Origin of the sequence: Saccharopolyspora endophytica, assembly GCF_018070075.1 — a bacterium.
Taxonomy (GTDB): domain Bacteria; phylum Actinomycetota; class Actinomycetes; order Mycobacteriales; family Pseudonocardiaceae; genus Saccharopolyspora; species Saccharopolyspora endophytica.
Genome location: NZ_JAGPXE010000013.1, coordinates 188,061 through 205,043, shown reverse-complemented (window position 1 = coordinate 205,043; position 16,983 = coordinate 188,061). Strand labels below are relative to the sequence as shown.

At 69.7% G+C, this 16,983-nt stretch carries 12 protein-coding genes; 6 read left to right on the top strand and 6 right to left on the bottom strand.

Going from position 1 to position 16,983, the window contains the following annotated elements; all coding sequences use genetic code 11:
* Positions 1-556: hypothetical protein (locus KBO27_RS26765; protein ID WP_210972606.1), on the top strand; the 556-nt coding region annotated here is incomplete at its 5' end.
* Here KBO27_RS26765 and KBO27_RS26760 read toward each other — a convergent pair.
* Positions 452-1,057 (bottom strand): hypothetical protein, encoded by a 606-nt coding sequence (locus KBO27_RS26760; protein WP_210972605.1) that lies wholly within the window; start codon positions 1,055-1,057, stop codon positions 452-454. The two genes, KBO27_RS26765 and KBO27_RS26760, sit on opposite strands and share 105 nt — an antisense overlap.
* 896 nt (positions 1,058-1,953) lie before the next feature.
* Between KBO27_RS26760 and KBO27_RS26755 the strand changes: the two genes are divergently transcribed.
* From KBO27_RS26755 to KBO27_RS26745, 3 genes are all read left to right on the top strand, one after another.
* A complete protein-coding gene (locus tag KBO27_RS26755; RefSeq protein ID WP_210972604.1) occupies positions 1,954-3,003 on the top strand; it encodes a hypothetical protein in 1,050 nt (349 codons plus the stop codon).
* 332 nt (positions 3,004-3,335) lie between these two features.
* Complete coding sequence (gene mobF, locus KBO27_RS26750) at positions 3,336-8,438, top strand: MobF family relaxase (protein ID WP_210972603.1); 5,103 nt, start codon at positions 3,336-3,338, stop codon at positions 8,436-8,438.
* A 267-nt stretch (positions 8,439-8,705) separates the two neighbouring features.
* Entirely contained in the window at positions 8,706-9,140 is a 435-nt protein-coding gene (locus KBO27_RS26745) for a TSCPD domain-containing protein (RefSeq protein ID WP_307870633.1), read from the top strand.
* Positions 9,141-9,413: 273 nt separating this feature from the next.
* Here KBO27_RS26745 and KBO27_RS26740 read toward each other — a convergent pair whose 3' ends face one another.
* Both KBO27_RS26740 and KBO27_RS26735 read right to left on the bottom strand, forming a co-directional pair.
* A complete protein-coding gene (locus KBO27_RS26740; RefSeq protein WP_210972602.1) occupies positions 9,414-11,375 on the bottom strand; it encodes a heavy metal translocating P-type ATPase in 1,962 nt (653 codons plus the stop codon).
* Positions 11,372-11,770 carry an ArsR/SmtB family transcription factor gene (locus KBO27_RS26735; protein ID WP_210972601.1) on the bottom strand — a complete coding sequence of 133 codons (399 nt, stop codon included), beginning with the start codon at positions 11,768-11,770 and terminating at the stop codon, positions 11,372-11,374. The genes KBO27_RS26740 and KBO27_RS26735 overlap by 4 nt, the downstream gene beginning before the upstream one ends.
* A 55-nt stretch (positions 11,771-11,825) precedes the next feature.
* Between KBO27_RS26735 and KBO27_RS26730 the strand changes: the two genes are divergently transcribed.
* Entirely contained in the window at positions 11,826-12,440 is a 615-nt protein-coding gene (locus KBO27_RS26730; protein WP_210972600.1) for a class I SAM-dependent methyltransferase, read from the top strand.
* A 112-nt stretch (positions 12,441-12,552) separates the two neighbouring features.
* Positions 12,553-13,155, top strand: a complete 603-nt coding sequence (locus KBO27_RS26725; RefSeq protein WP_210972599.1) for a cadmium resistance transporter — start codon at positions 12,553-12,555, stop codon at positions 13,153-13,155.
* 53 nt (positions 13,156-13,208) lie between these two features.
* Here KBO27_RS26725 and KBO27_RS26720 read toward each other — a convergent pair whose 3' ends face one another.
* Genes KBO27_RS26720 through KBO27_RS26710 form a run of 3 tightly spaced genes read right to left on the bottom strand, consistent with a single transcriptional unit; the run spans position 13,209 to position 16,839 of the window.
* Complete coding sequence (locus KBO27_RS26720; protein WP_210972598.1) at positions 13,209-15,416, bottom strand: hypothetical protein; 2,208 nt, start codon at positions 15,414-15,416, stop codon at positions 13,209-13,211.
* Positions 15,416-15,733, bottom strand: a complete 318-nt coding sequence (locus tag KBO27_RS26715) for a helix-turn-helix domain-containing protein (RefSeq protein ID WP_307870632.1) — start codon at positions 15,731-15,733, stop codon at positions 15,416-15,418. Before KBO27_RS26715 ends, KBO27_RS26720 begins: the two co-directional genes overlap by 1 nt.
* Complete coding sequence (locus KBO27_RS26710) at positions 15,730-16,839, bottom strand: tyrosine-type recombinase/integrase (RefSeq protein ID WP_210972597.1); 1,110 nt, start codon at positions 16,837-16,839, stop codon at positions 15,730-15,732. The genes KBO27_RS26715 and KBO27_RS26710 overlap by 4 nt, the downstream gene beginning before the upstream one ends.
* Between the last annotated feature and the right edge of the window lie 144 nt (positions 16,840-16,983).

The following is a 16,983-nucleotide window of genomic DNA, read 5'->3' as shown; positions in this document are numbered from 1 at the left end:
CGCCCACCCGGACCGGAAACCGGCGGCGCCGCTGACCGACGCGCTGGTCGTCGACCCGATTGCCCACGCCGCCGAGATCGAGCGGTTCTACCGCCGGGTGGTGTTCGGACCCGACGAGCACTGCGCGATCTGGACCGGCGCGATCTCCGACGACGGGTACGGAACCTTCTCGGCCACGCGCGGCGGTCGGGAGCGGACGGTCAAGGTCCACCGGTTCGCCGTCGCCTACCAGCTGGGCATTCCCGTCCAGTTCGGGCAGGTGATCGAGCACGCCGTCTGCGACAACCCGATCTGCGTGCGCGCCCATCCCGACCCGGTGATCGGGCACCTCTGGCCGTCGACCCAGGCCGACAACCTGCGCCGCATGGCCGCCAAGGGCCGAGGCGGCGGGCGGCCACGCTGGTGGATCCGCCGGTGGTCCGGCCTGCTGCGCCACGAGCGCGCCGAGCACTCACGCGTTCTGGCGGCCGCCGTCCGCGACCGCGGCTGGGACGAAACCCGAGTCCGGGCGGTGCTGCTGACCATCGACCCCGCGCAGCTGTCGCTGTTCCCCTGACACCGCTCCGGTGGTCTCCTCGCCCGCCGCTGCCCCCGTCGGCCTGTGCCCGGACGATTTCGCCGGGACCGTATCCCGTTCCTGCGCCGGGCCACTGCCCGCCTCGGCGGCCGTGCGGCCCGCCGTGATCAGCCGTCTTGCTTCCTTTTCACTGCGCAGCTCAAGCAGCTCGCCCACCTGCTCGACCGTGCGGCCCGCCTCGTGGATCGCCAACGCCGCCTGCGCCTGCCGGGTGTGCTCACCGGTGACCCGCTCCCGCGATTCGGCACACAGCGCGTCGATCTTGCGCTGGAGGGCGGCCACCTTCGCCTCGCAGGCGGCATCTTCAGCGGCGATGGCCTCTCCGGCCTCGATGAACTCGCGCAACGCATCCTCAACGCGCTGCTCCCGCCATCTCTGCTCGGCGAGCTGATCGGCGTTGCGCTGCCGGGCCCGCTCCAGACGCTGGCTGATCCTGGTCGACCGGCGCGGCCGCCGGCCCCGGGTAGATGACTCGGCCATGTCCGCTCCCTCCCCTGACGGTTGTGCCGTACGAGCTCGACGCTAAGACGGCCCGAACCCGCAGCGTCCCGACGCGCCGGGAACCCGCGGCTTCGGAGGGGAAGGAAGAAGGCAGATGAAGAGGGCGCGCCCGGCCGAAGCCGGGCGCGCCCGCCGTGCCGTGCGCGGAAGCCCCGAAGGGCTTACCACCGCGAGGTGGCTCGGCCAAGACCGCGCCGACACACTCGCCTGGCGTGCGCAGGGCCCGCTGAGGCCCGTGTCGCCAAGCACCGATCAGTGTAGCCGCCACCCGTGACGCATGGTGCCAACAAGCGGCAGGCCGACCCTGCCCGGCGCCTTGCCCGGCCGGTCGCCTGCCCATATCCGGTGTCCCGCTCGCCACGGTCACACGAGCCTGCCGCAGTGCCGGGCGAGCGAGGCAGGGATTGTTCTCCGCTGCGCTCCGAACAATGAAGACATTCCCCTTCTTTCCCCCGGCCCTTCGCGGCCGGATTGTCTCGACGTGTGGGACTGCCGCGTCAAGGCCACCCCAAAATTCCCGAAATTCTTCTCCGCAAGCTCCGAACAATTTCGGGAATTTGCGGGGCCCCGACCTTGACCCGACAGCCCCACACGGGAGGGATTGGCCTATGTCGAAGGGGCGGGGAAAGAAAGGGAATGCGCGACTAATGAACGGGCCCATTTAGCGAGGACAACCCGCCTTTTTCGTTCAAACGCGCAGGCCAGAGGGTGGTTCACTTGATCCGGCGAATTGCAGAAAATAGAAATAAAAGCCCTGATTGAACTTGCCGCGAGTCGGCAATTCGGGATAGAATAAGAGTCGTAAGCCGCCGGGAAGGCCAAGCCTGGCGATTGCGCAAAAACCGCTGACTTTGGGGTTCTCTATGTCGCATTCTGTGACGATTTCTGACTCGGTTCTGTCTGTCGCCGCACTGCTGCGCACCGGCGACCTCCGCGCCGCCCGCGCTCAGTGGCGCGAGACGCTGACCAGCGCGGACGCCCGCGAAATCTCCGCGCTGGCCGAGTGCGGCCGGATCCTTGCCGAGCACCCGCGTACCGGGGTGAAGCGGCTCCGCGAGTACTGGAAGCGCGCCGACGAGCGCGACCGCGCCGTTATCGCGGCGTGCGCACCGCGCCCCGGAGAACAGCGCGAGCGGCCCGAGCCGCAGGCCGACCGCGCCTCGCGCTGGGACCGGCAAGCGATCGAGAACGCCCGCCGCCGCGCCGGGGGCGCGGTCCGCACCGAGGTGCGGCCGGAACTCCGCCGCGCCCAGCGCAAGGCCCGCGCCGAGGCCCGCGCGGTCACCGAGTACGCCGCCACCCGTGCGGGAGTCGACGACGCCCCGCAGCGCGGCGAACGGCCCGATGGCTACGCCGTCGATTACGAGCGCATGGCCATCAACCCGGTGGCGCGCGACCGCGAGCGGCCCGACCCCCGCACCACCGCCGTTCGCGACGGCGGCCGCCCGTGCGTGGCCCTGGGCTGCAACATCGAACCCAGCCGCGCCGACCGCGCCCACCGCGACGGGTTGTGCCAGGAGTGCCGCGAGCTGGGCCGCCCCGGCATCCAGGTGCCGGACAACGCCACCCGCGCCCAGGCGATCGAGGCCCTGTGCGCCTACATCCACCAGCACTACCCCCGCGCGCTGAAACACCTCCGCACCGAGTGGAGCCGCTACAGCCACCAGACCGATCGCGACACCGTCGCCGCCTGGGCGGCCGCGAACGCCAGCGAGCCCGCCGAGCAGCCCGCCGCGCCGGAGCTGGCCGCCTGCCAGACCTGCGGCGAGGACCGCAGCCCGCGCGACGTCCGCCACCTGCCAGCCGACGACGGGCAGTGCGCCGGGTGCCGCGCGCTGGAGTCCGCGCCCGCGCTGTCAGTCGTGCCCAGCGCCGCCGACGACGCGCCCGCCGCCGCAGCCGAACCCGCCGCGCTGGCCGCCTAGCGGCCACCCGCCCCCGAAGACCCCCGGTCATGCGACCGGGGGTCTTTTTCGTGCGCGCTTCCCACGGTTCCCGCCTGGTCGCCGCCCACATCCCGCCGCGCGCCCGGCCCGCTTCCGCGCCGTAACCCCCCGGTCGCCTTTCGGCCGGCATCTCACCCGCCGACCGTGCCGCCGGTCCCCCCTGGTCTGCCCCCTCACCGACACACAGGACGTCTTGCATTCTGCATGCTCCCCGGTTCTGTATCGATTGAGTCTGCGACGGGCAGCCGCCCTGGCCTGCTTAGCGTGAGTACGTCGGCCTGACTGAAATCGCTGATGACAGAGGTGCTGGGGTGATCGGTGTTCGCAAGCTTTCACCCGGCGGGTACGAGTACCTGACCGGGTCGGTGGCGTGCGGCGACCGGGAGCTCGAACCCGGCGAATCCCTGTCCGACTACTACACCGCGCACGGCTACCCACCCGGGCAGTGGTTCGGGCGCGGCGCGGCCGCGCTCGGCGTGGACGGTGAGGTCACCGCGGCGCAGATGAATGCGCTGTTCGGCGAGGGCCGGCACCCGGAGGCCGACCGCATCGAAGCCGAGATGATCGCTGATGGCGCGTCGCAAGCCGAGGCCCTGGCCGCGACCAAGCTCGGCTACCGGTTCCGGCAGCACAGCGGCGCCGACGAACTCCGCAGCAAGGTCATCGACGCCTACAAGACCTACAACCTCGAAAACGATCGGCCGATCGGCGCGCCGATCGATGAGGCCACTCGCGCGAGCATCCGGCGGGACGTGCAGGTGCAGGCGTACGCCGACGAGCACGAGGGCCAGCACCCCAGCGACGCCGAGCTCAAGCGGTGGCTGGCCGAACAGAAGCGGGAACTGAAATCCGCCACGTCGGGCTACGAGCTCGTCTTCGCGCCGCCGAAGTCGGTTTCGGTGGCGTGGGCGCTGTCCGATGACGCCACCCGCGAGCGGATCGTCGAGCTGCACCGCCAGGCCGTGCGCGACACCTTGCAGTACTTCGAGAACAACGCCGCCTACACCCGCAAGGGAGACGGCGGCTACGCCCAGGTCGACGTCAAAGGCATCACCGCCGCGCTGTTCGAGCACTGGGACTCGCGTGCGGGTGATCCTCACTTGCACACCCATGTGCCCATCAGTGCCAAGGTTCAGGGGGCCGACGGGCGTTGGACGAGCCTGGACGGGCGCACTGTGCTGGCTGCGGCGGTGACCACCAGCGAGTACTACGACAGCCGCCTGCGGGACCTGTTCCGCGAGGCCGGTGCGAGCTGGAGTGAACGTGCCAAAGGCGGGTTCGATCTCAAGCGGGTGGGCTGGGAACTCGACGGGGTCTCCGACGCGCTGCTGGAAGGGTTTTCACAACGCTCGTCGCAGGTGGAGGCCGACCGCGCCCGCCGCATCGTCGACTTCCGGCGCGAGCACGACCGCGAACCGAGCCCGAGCGAACTGCGTGAGATCAGCCGCTGCGCCAAGTACGACACCCGCGACCCCAAACAGGAACCACGTTCGCTGGCGCAGCATCTGCGCCGGTGGCGTGATCAGGCGATCGAGACGGTCGGGCCGAACGAGCTCGCCACGCTCGGCACCCGGCTGTTTTCCGGCCATGGTGAGGCGGTCGCCGACGTCGACGTCGACGAGCTCGCCGCGGGCACTCTGGCGACGGTCTCGGATCACTTCAGCCACTTCAACAAGTGGAACCTCGCAGCCGAAGCACACCGCCAGACTGCTCATCTGAGGGTGCCGGAGGGCACCCGTGACCAGGTGATCGACCAGGTCGTCGATGCGGTTCTCCGCGATGCCGACACCGTTTCGCTCCACGCCCCGCCTGCGGTCGAAGAGCCCTCCGCGTTGCGGCGCTCCGACGGCGAATCGGTGTTCGTTGAGCACAACGCCCAGCGGTTCACCACCCACCGCACACTGCGCGAAGAGGCAGCTCTGGCCGCGTGGGGACGGCGCCACGACGGGGTGCGCATCAGCGAGGCCACGGTCCGGCGAGCCGTCGGCGGCGCGAAACTCAACGCGGGTCAGACGCGTGCGGTGGCCGGGTTCGCGACGTCCGGGCGGCGGGTGCAGCTGCTCTATGCACCAGCCGGGGCAGGCAAGACCACCGCGATGCGAGTCTTCGCCGATGCCTGGCGTGCTGAAGCCGGCGAGGTCTATGCGTTCGGACCGAGCGCTCGTGCCGCCCAGGAACTCGGAGCCTCGATCGACGCGCGGCCGCACACGTTGCACCAGGTCACCACGGCAATGCAGATGGGCAGCGCCGAGCGCGCGTTCCCGTTCACGCGCGGGGATGTGCTCATCATCGACGAAGCCGCGATGGCCGGAACGCACACGCTGCACGATGTCGTGCGCTACGCCCTGAATCGGGGTGCGGACGTGCGGCTGGTCGGTGACGACAAGCAGCTCGCTTCAGTGGAGGCCGGCGGGGCGGTGCGCTGGTTCGAGCACAACAACGGTGCGCTGCGGTTGCGGGAGGTCGTGCGGTTCGCCGACCAGGACCAGGCCGCGGCCTCGCTCAAGCTGCACAGGGGCGATGCGAGCGGCCTGGACTACTACTTCGAGCAGGGCTGGGTCCACGAAGGTTCCCGGGAGACGATGCGCGAGGCCGCGCACCACGCCTGGCGTTCTGACCTCGACGCCGGACGGCCGTCCCTGCTGATCGTGCCCGCCAACGACGACGTCGTCGCCCTCAACCACCAGGCCCGCCAGCTGCGGCTGGACCGCGGGGACGTCGACGACGGACGCGCCGTGCGGCTGCACGACGGCACCGCAGCCAGCAAGGGCGATCTCGTCGTCACCCGCCGCAACGACCGGCTGAAAACGCTGTTCGGAGGCCGGGACTTCGTGAAGAACGGCGACACCTGGGAGGTCCAGAACGTCCGCGCCAGCGGCGCAATCAAGCTGCGCCACCAGGTCAGCGGCGGCAGCATCATCCTGCCGCCCAACTACGTCGCCGAGCACGTCGAGCTGGCCTACGCCGCGACCGTGAACCGCTCGCAGGGCATGTCGGTCAAGGGCGGCTCGTCGCACAGCCTCGTGCCCCAAGGGCTGTCCCGTGAACAGCTCTACACCCAGATGACCCGAGCCGAGTACGACAACCAGGTCTACGTCGAGACCGTCCAGCACACGATCGACAGCCACCAGGAAACCCCGCTGGAGCGCACCGGGCGGGGCGTCCTGGAAGCCGCACTTGAGCGGTCCTCGGCCGAGACCTCGGCGACCGAGGAACTGCGCGCGTCCCTGGACAAGGCCGAGTCGCTGCACACCCTGGTCGGCCACCACGACTTCGTCGCGCACCTCGGCTCGCAGGAGCGCATCGAGGCGGTGCTGACCGAGCACGTGCCCCACCTGCTGGAGCAGCCCGCCACCGGGGCGCTGCGCCAGACCGTGCGCAACGCCGAAGACCTCGGCTGGCAGGCCGAGCACCTGGTACCCGCCGCCCTGGCCCAGGGAGCGCTGGCCGACGCCGACGATCCCGCTGCGGTGCTGCAATGGCGCATCGAGCAGCAGTTGCTTCACGAACAACCACCACCGCGCACCGCCGCGCCCACGATGAACCAGATCAACCACTGGCGCGGGATCGTCGAACGCCACGACGCCACCGCCGACGTCGAAGAACCGGCCTGGACGCAGGTCTGGAAGTTGGCGGCCGCCGCCAGCGCTGAGGGCCTGGACGCCGATGCCGCGGTCACCACCGCCGCCACCCGGCTCGCCGACCGGCCCGCAGCCGATCCGATGGACGCCCACCGCTACACCGCCGACGCGGTCTCGGACGCGCTGTCCGAGCAGCGCGAAGCCGGTGCTGGCTGGTCGCCCGCACTGCCGTGGATGGCCCGCCCCGACCACACCAGCCTCAGCGACGAGCTGCGCGACTACCTCCAGCGCCTCAACAGCGCCATCCACGATCGCCACACCGAACTACGCGCCCAGATCACCGCCGAACAGCCACATTGGACTGCCGGATTGGGGCCACGCCCCGAGGATCCCGCACTGGCCGAACGCTGGGACACCGTGGCCGGTCTGGCCGCCGCCTACCGCGACACCTACGGCGTCACCAGCGACGACCCGGCTCACCCGCTGGGTGAACAGCCCGACAGCCAGGGCCTGCGTGCCCGCGCCTGGCACGACCTCATCGACCAGTGGGGACCTCCCACCGAGACCGCCAGCACCGACCAGACCACGGGCACGAGCCATGACGAGGTGGAGCGGCTACGCGACGGCATCGACGTCGACGACCTGCTGGACACCTTCACCGACACCATCAGCGAGCGGACCGAGGAACCGCTGTCGGTGCTGGCCGAGCGCCACCACAACACCAGCCGCGAACTGCTCAACCACGTCGCGCACCAGGCCCTGGCCGAGCACGCCCCCCACGCGCTCGGCCAACCCGCCGAGCCCAAGCTGCTGGACACGCTGCGCCGCGCTGAAACGCTGGGCTGGCAGTCCGACCGGCTCGTCGCGCGCGCCGCCGCCAGCAGCGGCCGCGAGCACAGCGCCGACCCGGCCGCGGTGCTGCGGTGGCGCATCGAGTCCCACATCGCCGACCGCGAGCCACCCGCCCGCTTCGCCGACCCCAGTGCAGAGCAGATCGACCGGTGGCACACGATCACCACCGCAGTCGTGCCGGACGAAGACGTCACCGACGACTGGCGACTGGTGTGGCGGCACGCCGCCGCCGGCGCCGCCGAGGGCCTGGACGCCGACGCGGCGGTCGCCGACGCCGCACGGCAGCTCGCCGAGTGGCCCGCCGACCCGACAGAAGCCCACCGCTACGCCGCCCAGATCGTCGTCGACCACCTCACCGACCAACGCGACCAGGGCGCCGGCGAGCAGCCCGTGCTGCCCTGGCTGACCGCCCCGCACCGCACGGTGCGAGACGCCGCTCCCGAGCTCGCCGACCACCTCGACCAGATCACCACCGCCGTGGCGACCCGGGTCGACGAGCTACGCGACCACGTCGCCTACGACCGCCCGGACTGGGCCGCGCGGCTCGGCACGCGGCCGCAGGAGGAGACCGCCGCCGAGCGCTGGGACGACGTCGCCGGGCTCGCGGCCGCCTACCGCGAGACCTTCAACATCCGCACGAACGACCCGGACGTGCCGCTGGGGCCCGAACCCGGCGGCCAGACCGCCAAGGCCGATGCCTGGCGGACGATCACCGACAAGTGGAGGCACACGATGACCAGCCCAAACGAGAACTTCCAGCGCGACGACACCACCGAACGAATCGAAGCACTGCGCGACGAGGTCCTGGAAACCCGCGAGGACTCCCGCGACGACTACGTCGAGCGCTGGCTCGACTCCCGCGACGAGGACGAGGCCCGCCGCGAGAACGAGGGCTCCTACGAGCGCTACGGCTATGACGACGACGAAGAGCTCGACCAGGGCTCCGGGTTCCACTCCGGCATGGGCGGCATGGGCTTCTGACCCCGTATCAGCCTGAAAACCAGAGAACCCCTGAAACCCAGGTGTTTCCGGGGTTCCTCTCTTGACTGGGGCGTGGATTGATACGGCTGGACGGCTATTCGGCGGCCAGTGCGGGCCGACTGCCGTCGGATCGGTTGGTGACTCCGGCTTCTGACCGAACGGGTGACGCGCCGCTGTCCGAAATTGTCGGTACCCGTCGATACGATCACCACATCTAGTGGTCCATCACCGGTTTTGCATCTATCGATTGTGCTTGAGGAGCTTGTTGTGGTCGTCGCCGAGCCCGCCCGCCCGATGAGCGTCACCCCCGCTGTCGTCCGGCAGCATCTCCCCCGGACGCGGCCGGGCATGACCACGGACGTCTCGATCGGCGGTACGGACTTCACGGTGTTCGTCTCCGCCGATACCGATGGCCGGCCTGTAGATGTCCACATCGCGCACTCCAAGCACGGGAGCTTCGGACGAGGGATGTTGGAGGCGTTTGGTGAGTTGCTCACCGAGGCGCTGCATTACGGGATGCCGCTCGAGGAAATCGTGGCCCGGTTTGTGAACACCCGGTTCGAGCCCCAGGGATGGACCGACGACAGCGACATCCCGTTCGTGACCAGACCGATCGACTATCTGGCGAGGTTCCTGGCCCTGGAGTTCCTGCCCCGTCACCGGTGTGCGGCGCTCGGCGTGATCGCCACCGACGCGGCATGAGCACTACATCGAGTCCTCGATGGGTGCCCAGGTTCACCGAGCACACCACCGGCTCCCCCGCTACGCAGTCGACCGAGAACGGATTACGGCCAGGTATCACGGGGATCTGGGAGGTCTCCGGGGGTGAGATCGTCACGGATAGCTGGCGTAGTGCACGTATTCCGAACCTGCCGTATTCGCCACAGCTTTTAGGACCGGTCGGTCGTGGCAGTATCGCTACCCGGTGAGGGCCAGCCGAGGCGGCTGGCCCTCACCGGGTAGTGGCTGGGGCTGTCACGCTTGTGCCTCGACGGCGTGGCGTTCAGTGCCCAGCGTTTGCTGGAGGGCTGCGAGCGGGCGGGTGCGGCCCGCGCGGACGCCATTAGCGATGACGACGACCTCGGCGAGCTCGTGCACGGCCACCACCGCGGCCAGGCCGAGGATGCCGAACAGGGCCAGCGGCATTAGCACGATGATCAGCCCGAGGGACAGGGCGACGTTTTGCAGCATGACCCGCCGCGCTTGTCGAGCGTGGTCCAGTGCTTGGGGCAGGTGCCGGAGGTCTTCGCCCATGAGCGCGACGTCGGCGGTTTCGATGGCCACGTCGGTGCCCATCGCGCCCATCGCGATGCCGAGGTCGGCGGTGGCCAGGGCTGGGGCGTCGTTGACGCCGTCGCCGACCATCGCCGTGGGGCGCTGCCCGCGCAGTGCCTCGATGCGGCGGGCCTTGTCCTCGGGCCGCAGTTCGGCGTGCACGTCGTTGATGCCGGCCTCGGCTGCAAGGGCGGCGGCTGTGGCGTGGTTGTCACCGGTGAGCATCGCGACCTCATAGCCACCGTTGCGGAGGCGGTCGACGACTTCACGGGCCTCCGGCCGCAGCTCGTCGCGCACGGCGATGGCACCGATGAGGGTGCCGTCGTGCTCGACCAGGACCGCGGTGGCGCCGGCCTGCTGCATCCGAGCCACCTCGTCGACCAAGGGCCCGGCGTCCAGCCAGCCGGGGCGGCCTAGCCGGGCGGTGGCTCCGTTGAAAGTGCCGGCCAGCCCGGCGCCGGTGACCGCCTCGACCTCCGTGGCGGGGGTGACGCCATCGACGGCGGCCAGGATCGCCCTGGCGAGGGGGTGTTCGCTACGTGCTTCCAACGCGGCAGCCGTAGCGAGGACCTGCTCGCGGGTGGCAGCGCCTGTGGTGGCGACGTCGATCACGGCCGGCTGGTTGCGGGTGAGGGTGCCGGTCTTGTCCAGTGCGATACCGCGGATCCTGCCGAGACCTTCCAGCGCGGCACCGCCCTTGACCAGCACTCCGAGCTTGCTTGCGGCACCTACTGCCGCGACAACCGTGACCGGTACCGAGATCGCAAGTGCACATGGCGACGCAGCCACCAGCACCACCAAGGCTCGCTCTATCCAGGTAACCGGGTCGCCGAACAGACTGCCGACCACGGCGATCAGCGCGGCGGCGGCCATGATGCCGGGGACAAGAGGTTTGGCGATGCGGTCGGCAAGGCGCTGGCTTGCGCCCTTGCGGGACTGCTCGGCCTCCACGATGGCCACGATCCGGGCCAGCGAGTTGTCCTCGGCGGCGTTGGTGACCTCGACTTCCAGGACCCCGGTGCCGTTGATCGACCCGGCGAACACCTCATCACCAGGGCCCGCCTCCACCGGCACCGATTCGCCGGTGATCGCCGAGGTGTCCAGGGCCGTGCGGCCGGCGCGGATGATGCCGTCGGTGGCGATCCGCTCACCGGGCTTGACGAGCATCGTGTCGCCGACGCGCAGCTCGGCAGGAGCGACGACAGCTTCGACACCGTCGCGCAGCACTGTGGCCTGTTCGGGCACCAAGTCCAGCAGCGCACGCAGCCCGCGGCGGGTGCGGGCCAACGAGTACTCCTCCAGCCCTTCGCTGATGGAGAACAGGAACGCCAACATGGCGGCTTCGCCGACCTCGCCGAGGATCACCGCACCCACTGCGGCGATCGTCATCAGCGTGCCGACCCCGATCTTGCCCTTGACCAGCCGCTTCAGAGTGGAGGGCACGAAGGTGTAAGCGCCGGCGGCCAGCGCCAGCCACTCCAGCACCGTCACCGCGATCTCCGGCGCGCCCACCCATGCGGAGATCCACGCCGCCGCCAGTAGCACTCCCGATACGGCGGCGGCCTGCAGTTCGAAGATCTGCCACAGGCGTTCCGGTTCGCCTTCGGCGGCTTCCTCGCCAGTGCGGGGCTCGTCGCCGCCGCAACCGCAGGCGTCACTCATCGCCCGACCTCCTCGGTCTCCTCGACGGCGGCCTGTGTACCGGCGCCGTAGGTGGGGCACAACGCCACCGCGCTACCGGTAGCCGCCAACAGGGTCTCCGCCGACGCCAGCAGGTCCATCAGCTCCGGACGTGCCAGGGCGTAGAACATCTGCCGGCCCTGCGGACGGCCCACCACCAGGCCGCAGTCACGCAGACAGGCCACGTGCGCCGACACCGTCGACTGCGCCAACCCCAACTCGCGGACCAGGTCCGCCACTCGGACCTCTCCACCGGCCAACCGCTGCACGATCGCCAACCTGGTCGGATCCGAGAGGCTGTGGAACAACGCCACCGCCGGAGCAACATCCGCCCCGGTGCTCGACGCGGGACATGCCCCTGTGCTATTCATCGCCATAGAACGATAATAACCAGATTCCGACGATGAATCGAGAGTGACGGCAACCATGTTGATGAACCGGATCGAATCCATGCTGGTCAACTCCCCGCCCCGGCGGTGGCTGCAGCGCTACGAGGCCCGGGAGCTCATCAACCTCGGCGGACGTGTCCCCGGCGGCCTGGTGGCCGAACTCGGCTGCGGCCCCGGCTACGGCACCCGGCTCATCCTCGACCGTTTCGGCGCCGCCCACGTCGACGCCGTCGACCTCGACCCAGCGATGATTGCCCGAGCGCGCAAGCGCCTGGCCCGTCACACCGGCCGCGTACACCTCGCCCAAGGCAGCGCTACCGACCTCCGCACCGGCTTCGCGCCCTTCGGCAGCGGCCAAGATGCCAGCTACGACGCGGTGTTCGACTTCGCGATCATCCACCACATCCCCAACTGGCGAGACGCCCTCGCCGAAGTCGCCCGCGTGCTCAAACCCGGCGGACGGTTCTACTTCGACGAGGTCACCGCCACCGCACTCGCCCGCCCCACCTACCAGCGACTGTTCGACCACCCCACCGACAACCGCTTCACCGCCGGAGAATTCCTCGCCGAACTTCCCCGCCACGGCCTCACAGCCTCCGAGAGCTGGCGCACCCACATCGGCGGCGACTACCTCCTCGGCGTGGCCACCCGCACCTGAACCCGCTCGGCGGCGGGCATCTGGCGTTGCTCGCGAGTTCCGGCAGCAGCTGGAACAAGCGCTGAGTCTCGTAGTCTCGCCGGGACACCCGCATCGGAGGAGAGCGCCACTCGTGAACCTGGGAACCATCGGGCAGGCAGCTGGGTTGTTCGCCGTCACCAATATCGACGACATCGTCATCCTGGCGCTGTTCTTCGCCCAGGGCGCCGGGCACCGAGGCTCTGGGCGTCGCATCGTGCTGGGCCAGTACCTGGGCTTTGCTGCGATCCTCGTTGTGGCCGTGGCTGCCGCGTTCGGCGCTACCTTCCTGCCGAAGTCCGCCATTCCCTATCTCGGTTTGCTGCCGCTGGCGCTGGGGCTCAAGGCCGCGTGGCAGGCGTGGAAGAACCACCGCAACGGCGGCGACGATGACGAGACACCGGTGAGGGAGGGCGGGCCGGGCCCGCTGGCGGTTGCTGCGGTCACCCTCGCTAACGGCGGTGACAACATCGGCGTCTATGTGCCGGTCTTCGCTACCGCTGGCATCGGCGGGATGAGCGTGTACGTCGTGGTGTTTCTCGGGCTGGTGGCAGTGTGGTGCGTCGCGGGCCGGTTCTTCGCCACGCGTCCGGTCGTTGCCAAAACGCTTGCCCGCTGGGGCCACATCGTGCTGCCCGTGGTCCTGATCGCCATCGGTCTGCTCATCCTCATCGAGGGCGGAGCCTTCGGCCTGTGACCCGACGGCACCGGCCCCAGAACCTCGCGACCCAAAGCCAGTGGCGGTGCGCCTCAACTTCGCCGCTGGTGGGCTTGATCGTGCGCTCGGGCTTGCAGGAAGGCGTGCCAGTCCCGTTTGGTTCGGCGCACCCACTGGACCGCCGCGGTTTCGCTGAGCCCGAGCAGGGTGGACAGCACTGCTGCTGGGAGGTCGCTGGCCAGGCTGAGCAGGGCTGAGTTGCGGCTGATCCTGGTGGGGATGTCGTGGGCGGTGAGCTTGGAGACCAAGCTGGCCGCTGCCAGTGGCCGACCTGCTTGTTGCCCCGGGAACAGCCAGTTCGCGGGTGTGCCCGACCGCCCGACCAGGGACGTGGTGGTGGCCGTCCCGACGTGCTGGGCAAGCAGAGAGCCGAGCACTGGTGGCAGGACGAGGCAGTGGCCGTTGAGCCGCAGTTGTGGCTCGCTGCCGAGATCGAGGTCGTCGGTGGTCAGTTCGACGATCCGGGCCACATGGAGCCCGAAGACGACCACGAGCGCGCCGGCGACCCGGACGTCGAGCGGAACGTCCTGGTCGTGCAGGCAACGCTGCAGGAGTCGCCCGTAGTCATCTTCGGTGAGGAAGTCCTGCGGATCACTGCTGCGGTGGCGGGGCAGATCGAGCTCGCCGACGAGTCGTCGTCTCCGGGCCCAACGCAGGAAGTGGCGGGACTGTAGGCGGTTCCCGCCTGCGGACAGCCATTCGTCGACGTCGGCCTGGGTGAGTTGGGCCAGGCTGGTGTTTCGCTCTTCTGCCCAGGTCAGCAGGCTGATGGCCACGTTGATCAGCATGCGGGCACGGGCACCGCTGTGTTCGGTGAATCGCTTGTGTTCCGCGCGGTGGCGGGCGCTGCGCAGGGCTGACCAGTGAGCGTAGGGAGCGATGATGCGGCGGTGATGCTCGGGAAGTGCTCGTACGGTGCGCTCGGCCCAGGCGTCGGCTGCGGCCAGGGCCTCGTTGCGTTTCGCCAAGATGCCCAGATGGACGAGCATGGCGCGCAGCGCGATGACTGCTGGCCCTGGTGGCAGGGCATCGAGGGCGGCATGGCTGATGTCGTCGCGGCCGATCATGCCGCGCAGGATCTCGGCGCCGCTGTTGTCGCGGCGCAGCCATTCCAGGACCGATCGGGCGCGTTCGGCCCGCGCCAGCGAGTCAAGCAGCGGCTGCAGTGCCGCGGGGACGTCGCCGTTCTCGTCGACGAACTTGCACCGAAGCCGCTCGGCGGCCACGCAACGCACGCATCGCCCCTGGTGAAACAGTTCCTCGGCGCCGGATCCGCAGGTGCGGCAGGCGTAGTCGACGTCCGCGCCTGAGCACGGCCCGCACGCGTCGCGCCCGGCGGGATCGTGCCCGATGAGGGGCCGGATGTGCCCGCAGCTCGGGCACAGCTTCGGGTTGGCTCGGCTGGTGCGGTAGCAGTCCCGGCAGACACCACCGATGGGCCAGTAAGCCGCGACAGGGCGCGGTCGATCACAGCGAGCGCACGGCGAGGTGGGAACGTCCACGCACGAACGGCACACCGGCGCATCCGTGGCGGCCCTGCGGCACGGCCGCCGTCGGCCGCAGCGCGAGCACTGCGCGATGGTGTGGTTGCAGCGCTTACACAGTTCCCGGTCACCGTCGGGGTCGCGCTTGTTGATGATCCGGACCTCGCCGCACTGGCCGCAGCGACGCCGAGGACGCGTGGTCGACTCGTAGCAGCGAGGGCACAGCGGTCCGTCCGGACCGCGTGCGGCGGCGATGTCGACCTGGCCGCAACCGCTACAGCGGTACTGAGGGTTCGCGTGGCAGCTGGAGCACAGTGCGGAGCCGTCGGGCTGCCGCTTTTGCGGCCGCCGACGTTTCCCGCACCGTGCACACGGCTCATGTCGCGAGGGATCGCGGACCCAGCAGGTATCGCAGATCCGTCCGCCGGTTCCCTGCAGCGGCAACGGCTTGTCCGTGCGACCGCACCCTGCGCAGGGCACCAGCACGACGGCAAACCCGCGTGCGGCCAGGTGCTGCACCAGCCTCACCAGCACGGTCGGGCACTCCGGCGAGCCAGCGACCAGCGCGTCGGGGTTGGTCTGCAAGTGCGCGTCGAGGTTGCGCAGCCCGGTGTAGCCGTCGGCGTTGACCGCGATGAGGATCTCGCGCGCCTGGTCCCGGTCAACGCCGGGGAGGTGGGCTACCAGGTGGTCAAGCACCCGGGCACGCGCGGCGAGGGTGGCCGCGACCCGTTCGCGGGTCGTGGTTTTCGCCATCAGTCCGGCCGCCGGATCGTGCTGCGCCGCACCGGCGGCGCGGCCGTACGCCCTTGCTCGGCGGTCTTGCGGCGTTCCTCGTTGACGACCTGGACCTCGATGAGGTCGTTGGGCTGGCAGCCGAGGATGTCGCACAAGGCGGCCAGCACGTCCATCGACAGTCGCTGCGGCGGTTGGGCCACCAGGCGGTAGACCTGCTCGCGGGACAGGTGGATTCCCCGCTCGGCCAGCAACGGCACGAGGTCGGAGGTCTGAAACATCCCCTGCTCGGCCATCCGTAGCCGCAGGTGCCAGTCGATGCCCATCTTCTTGATCACGGGGTGCTCTCCCACAGGTCGCTGGTGCGTGACCGCAGCGCGCTGGTCAGCAGCCGGTTGCGGTATTCGTCGGAAACCCCGGAGTACAGGGCGGTTGTCGAGGCGTAGGAATGGCCTACCTGGTCCTGGACGAATTTCTCCGGGTAACCGAACTCGATCAGGTGCGTGACGTAGGAATGGCGCAGGCAGTGCAGATCCAGCTCCGGGTCCAGACCGGCTTCGTCGCGCACGACCGCGAAGAGCTGGTCGATCTTGCGGTAGCTCAACCGGCCCCGCCGCTCGGTGATCCACACCGCGGGGTGCTTGCCGGGGCTGAACATCGGGCGCAGTTCGGCCACCCACTGCTCCAGCACCGGCACGACCCAGTCCATCTCCGGCACCAGCAGCACCGTGCGCCGCTTCGGCGGGCCGCCCCGTGAGGACTTGCCCCAGCGGACGAACACGCCGCCGAACTGGCCGAACTCCCGCACTTTCGGGTTGCGGCGGAAGTCGACCACATCCAGGCCCCAGGCTTCGCGGCGACGTAGTCCGAAGGCGTAGATGGTCTTGAGCATCGCCGCCCCGCGCTGGGCGGCCAGTGCGCCCTTACGGCCTCGGGCCCGGATCTGCTCCACCCTGCCGTCGGCGGCGTCGAACAGTTCCTGGACCTCGTCGTAGCTCAACGGCCGGCGTCCCGGCCGCCCCTCGAACTCCGCGGCGTGCACGACGCTGTTCTCCGGATGCAGCAGCTGTCGCGGCACCTCCGCGAACTTCTCGCTGCACAGCTCGGTCCAGCCATAACGGGCATCGACCAGGTAGTCCAGGAACATCCGCAGGTCCGTCTGATAGCCCCGCGCGGTCGAGGCCGCGATCGGCCGCGAACCGGACCGCAGGTGATCGAAGAAGGCCTCGACCTCGCCCACGTTCCACTGCCACGGGTACAGCTCGGAGAACCGGTGCAGGCGCCGCAGCAGATCAAGCCGCCGCTTGATCGTCTCGTCGCGTAAGAACCGGACACGCTGCTGGCGCGCCCAGCCCTCCAACATCGCCGCGAACACCGCCGGTGCCGGGTCGAGATGCACCACCCCGTCGGCCAGCACCGAGCGCGCGGTACCCGGCAAATCCACCTGATCCACGGTGTTGCATTAAACACAACATTGTGGCTCTTGATCTAGCCGGTCTCCTGTTTTTCCAGCTCACCTCAACGACGGCGGGAGTCGACTGGGCGCTACTGTTCCCGCTGACCTGCTGCTCAGCGCGGTATCCGCCGA

Excerpts from the sequence above, each read along its gene's own strand:
- KBO27_RS26735 (WP_210972601.1), bottom strand. The coding sequence starts at position 11,770 with ATGGCGATGAATAGCACAGGGGCATGTCCCGCGTCGAGCACCGGGGCG.
- KBO27_RS26760 (WP_210972605.1), bottom strand. The coding sequence starts at position 1,057 with ATGGCCGAGTCATCTACCCGGGGCCGGCGGCCGCGCCGGTCGACCAGG.
- KBO27_RS26720 (WP_210972598.1), bottom strand. The coding sequence starts at position 15,416 with ATGGCGAAAACCACGACCCGCGAACGGGTCGCGGCCACCCTCGCCGCG.
- KBO27_RS26730 (WP_210972600.1), top strand. The coding sequence starts at position 11,826 with ATGAACCGGATCGAATCCATGCTGGTCAACTCCCCGCCCCGGCGGTGG.
- KBO27_RS26740 (WP_210972602.1), bottom strand. The coding sequence starts at position 11,375 with ATGAGTGACGCCTGCGGTTGCGGCGGCGACGAGCCCCGCACTGGCGAG.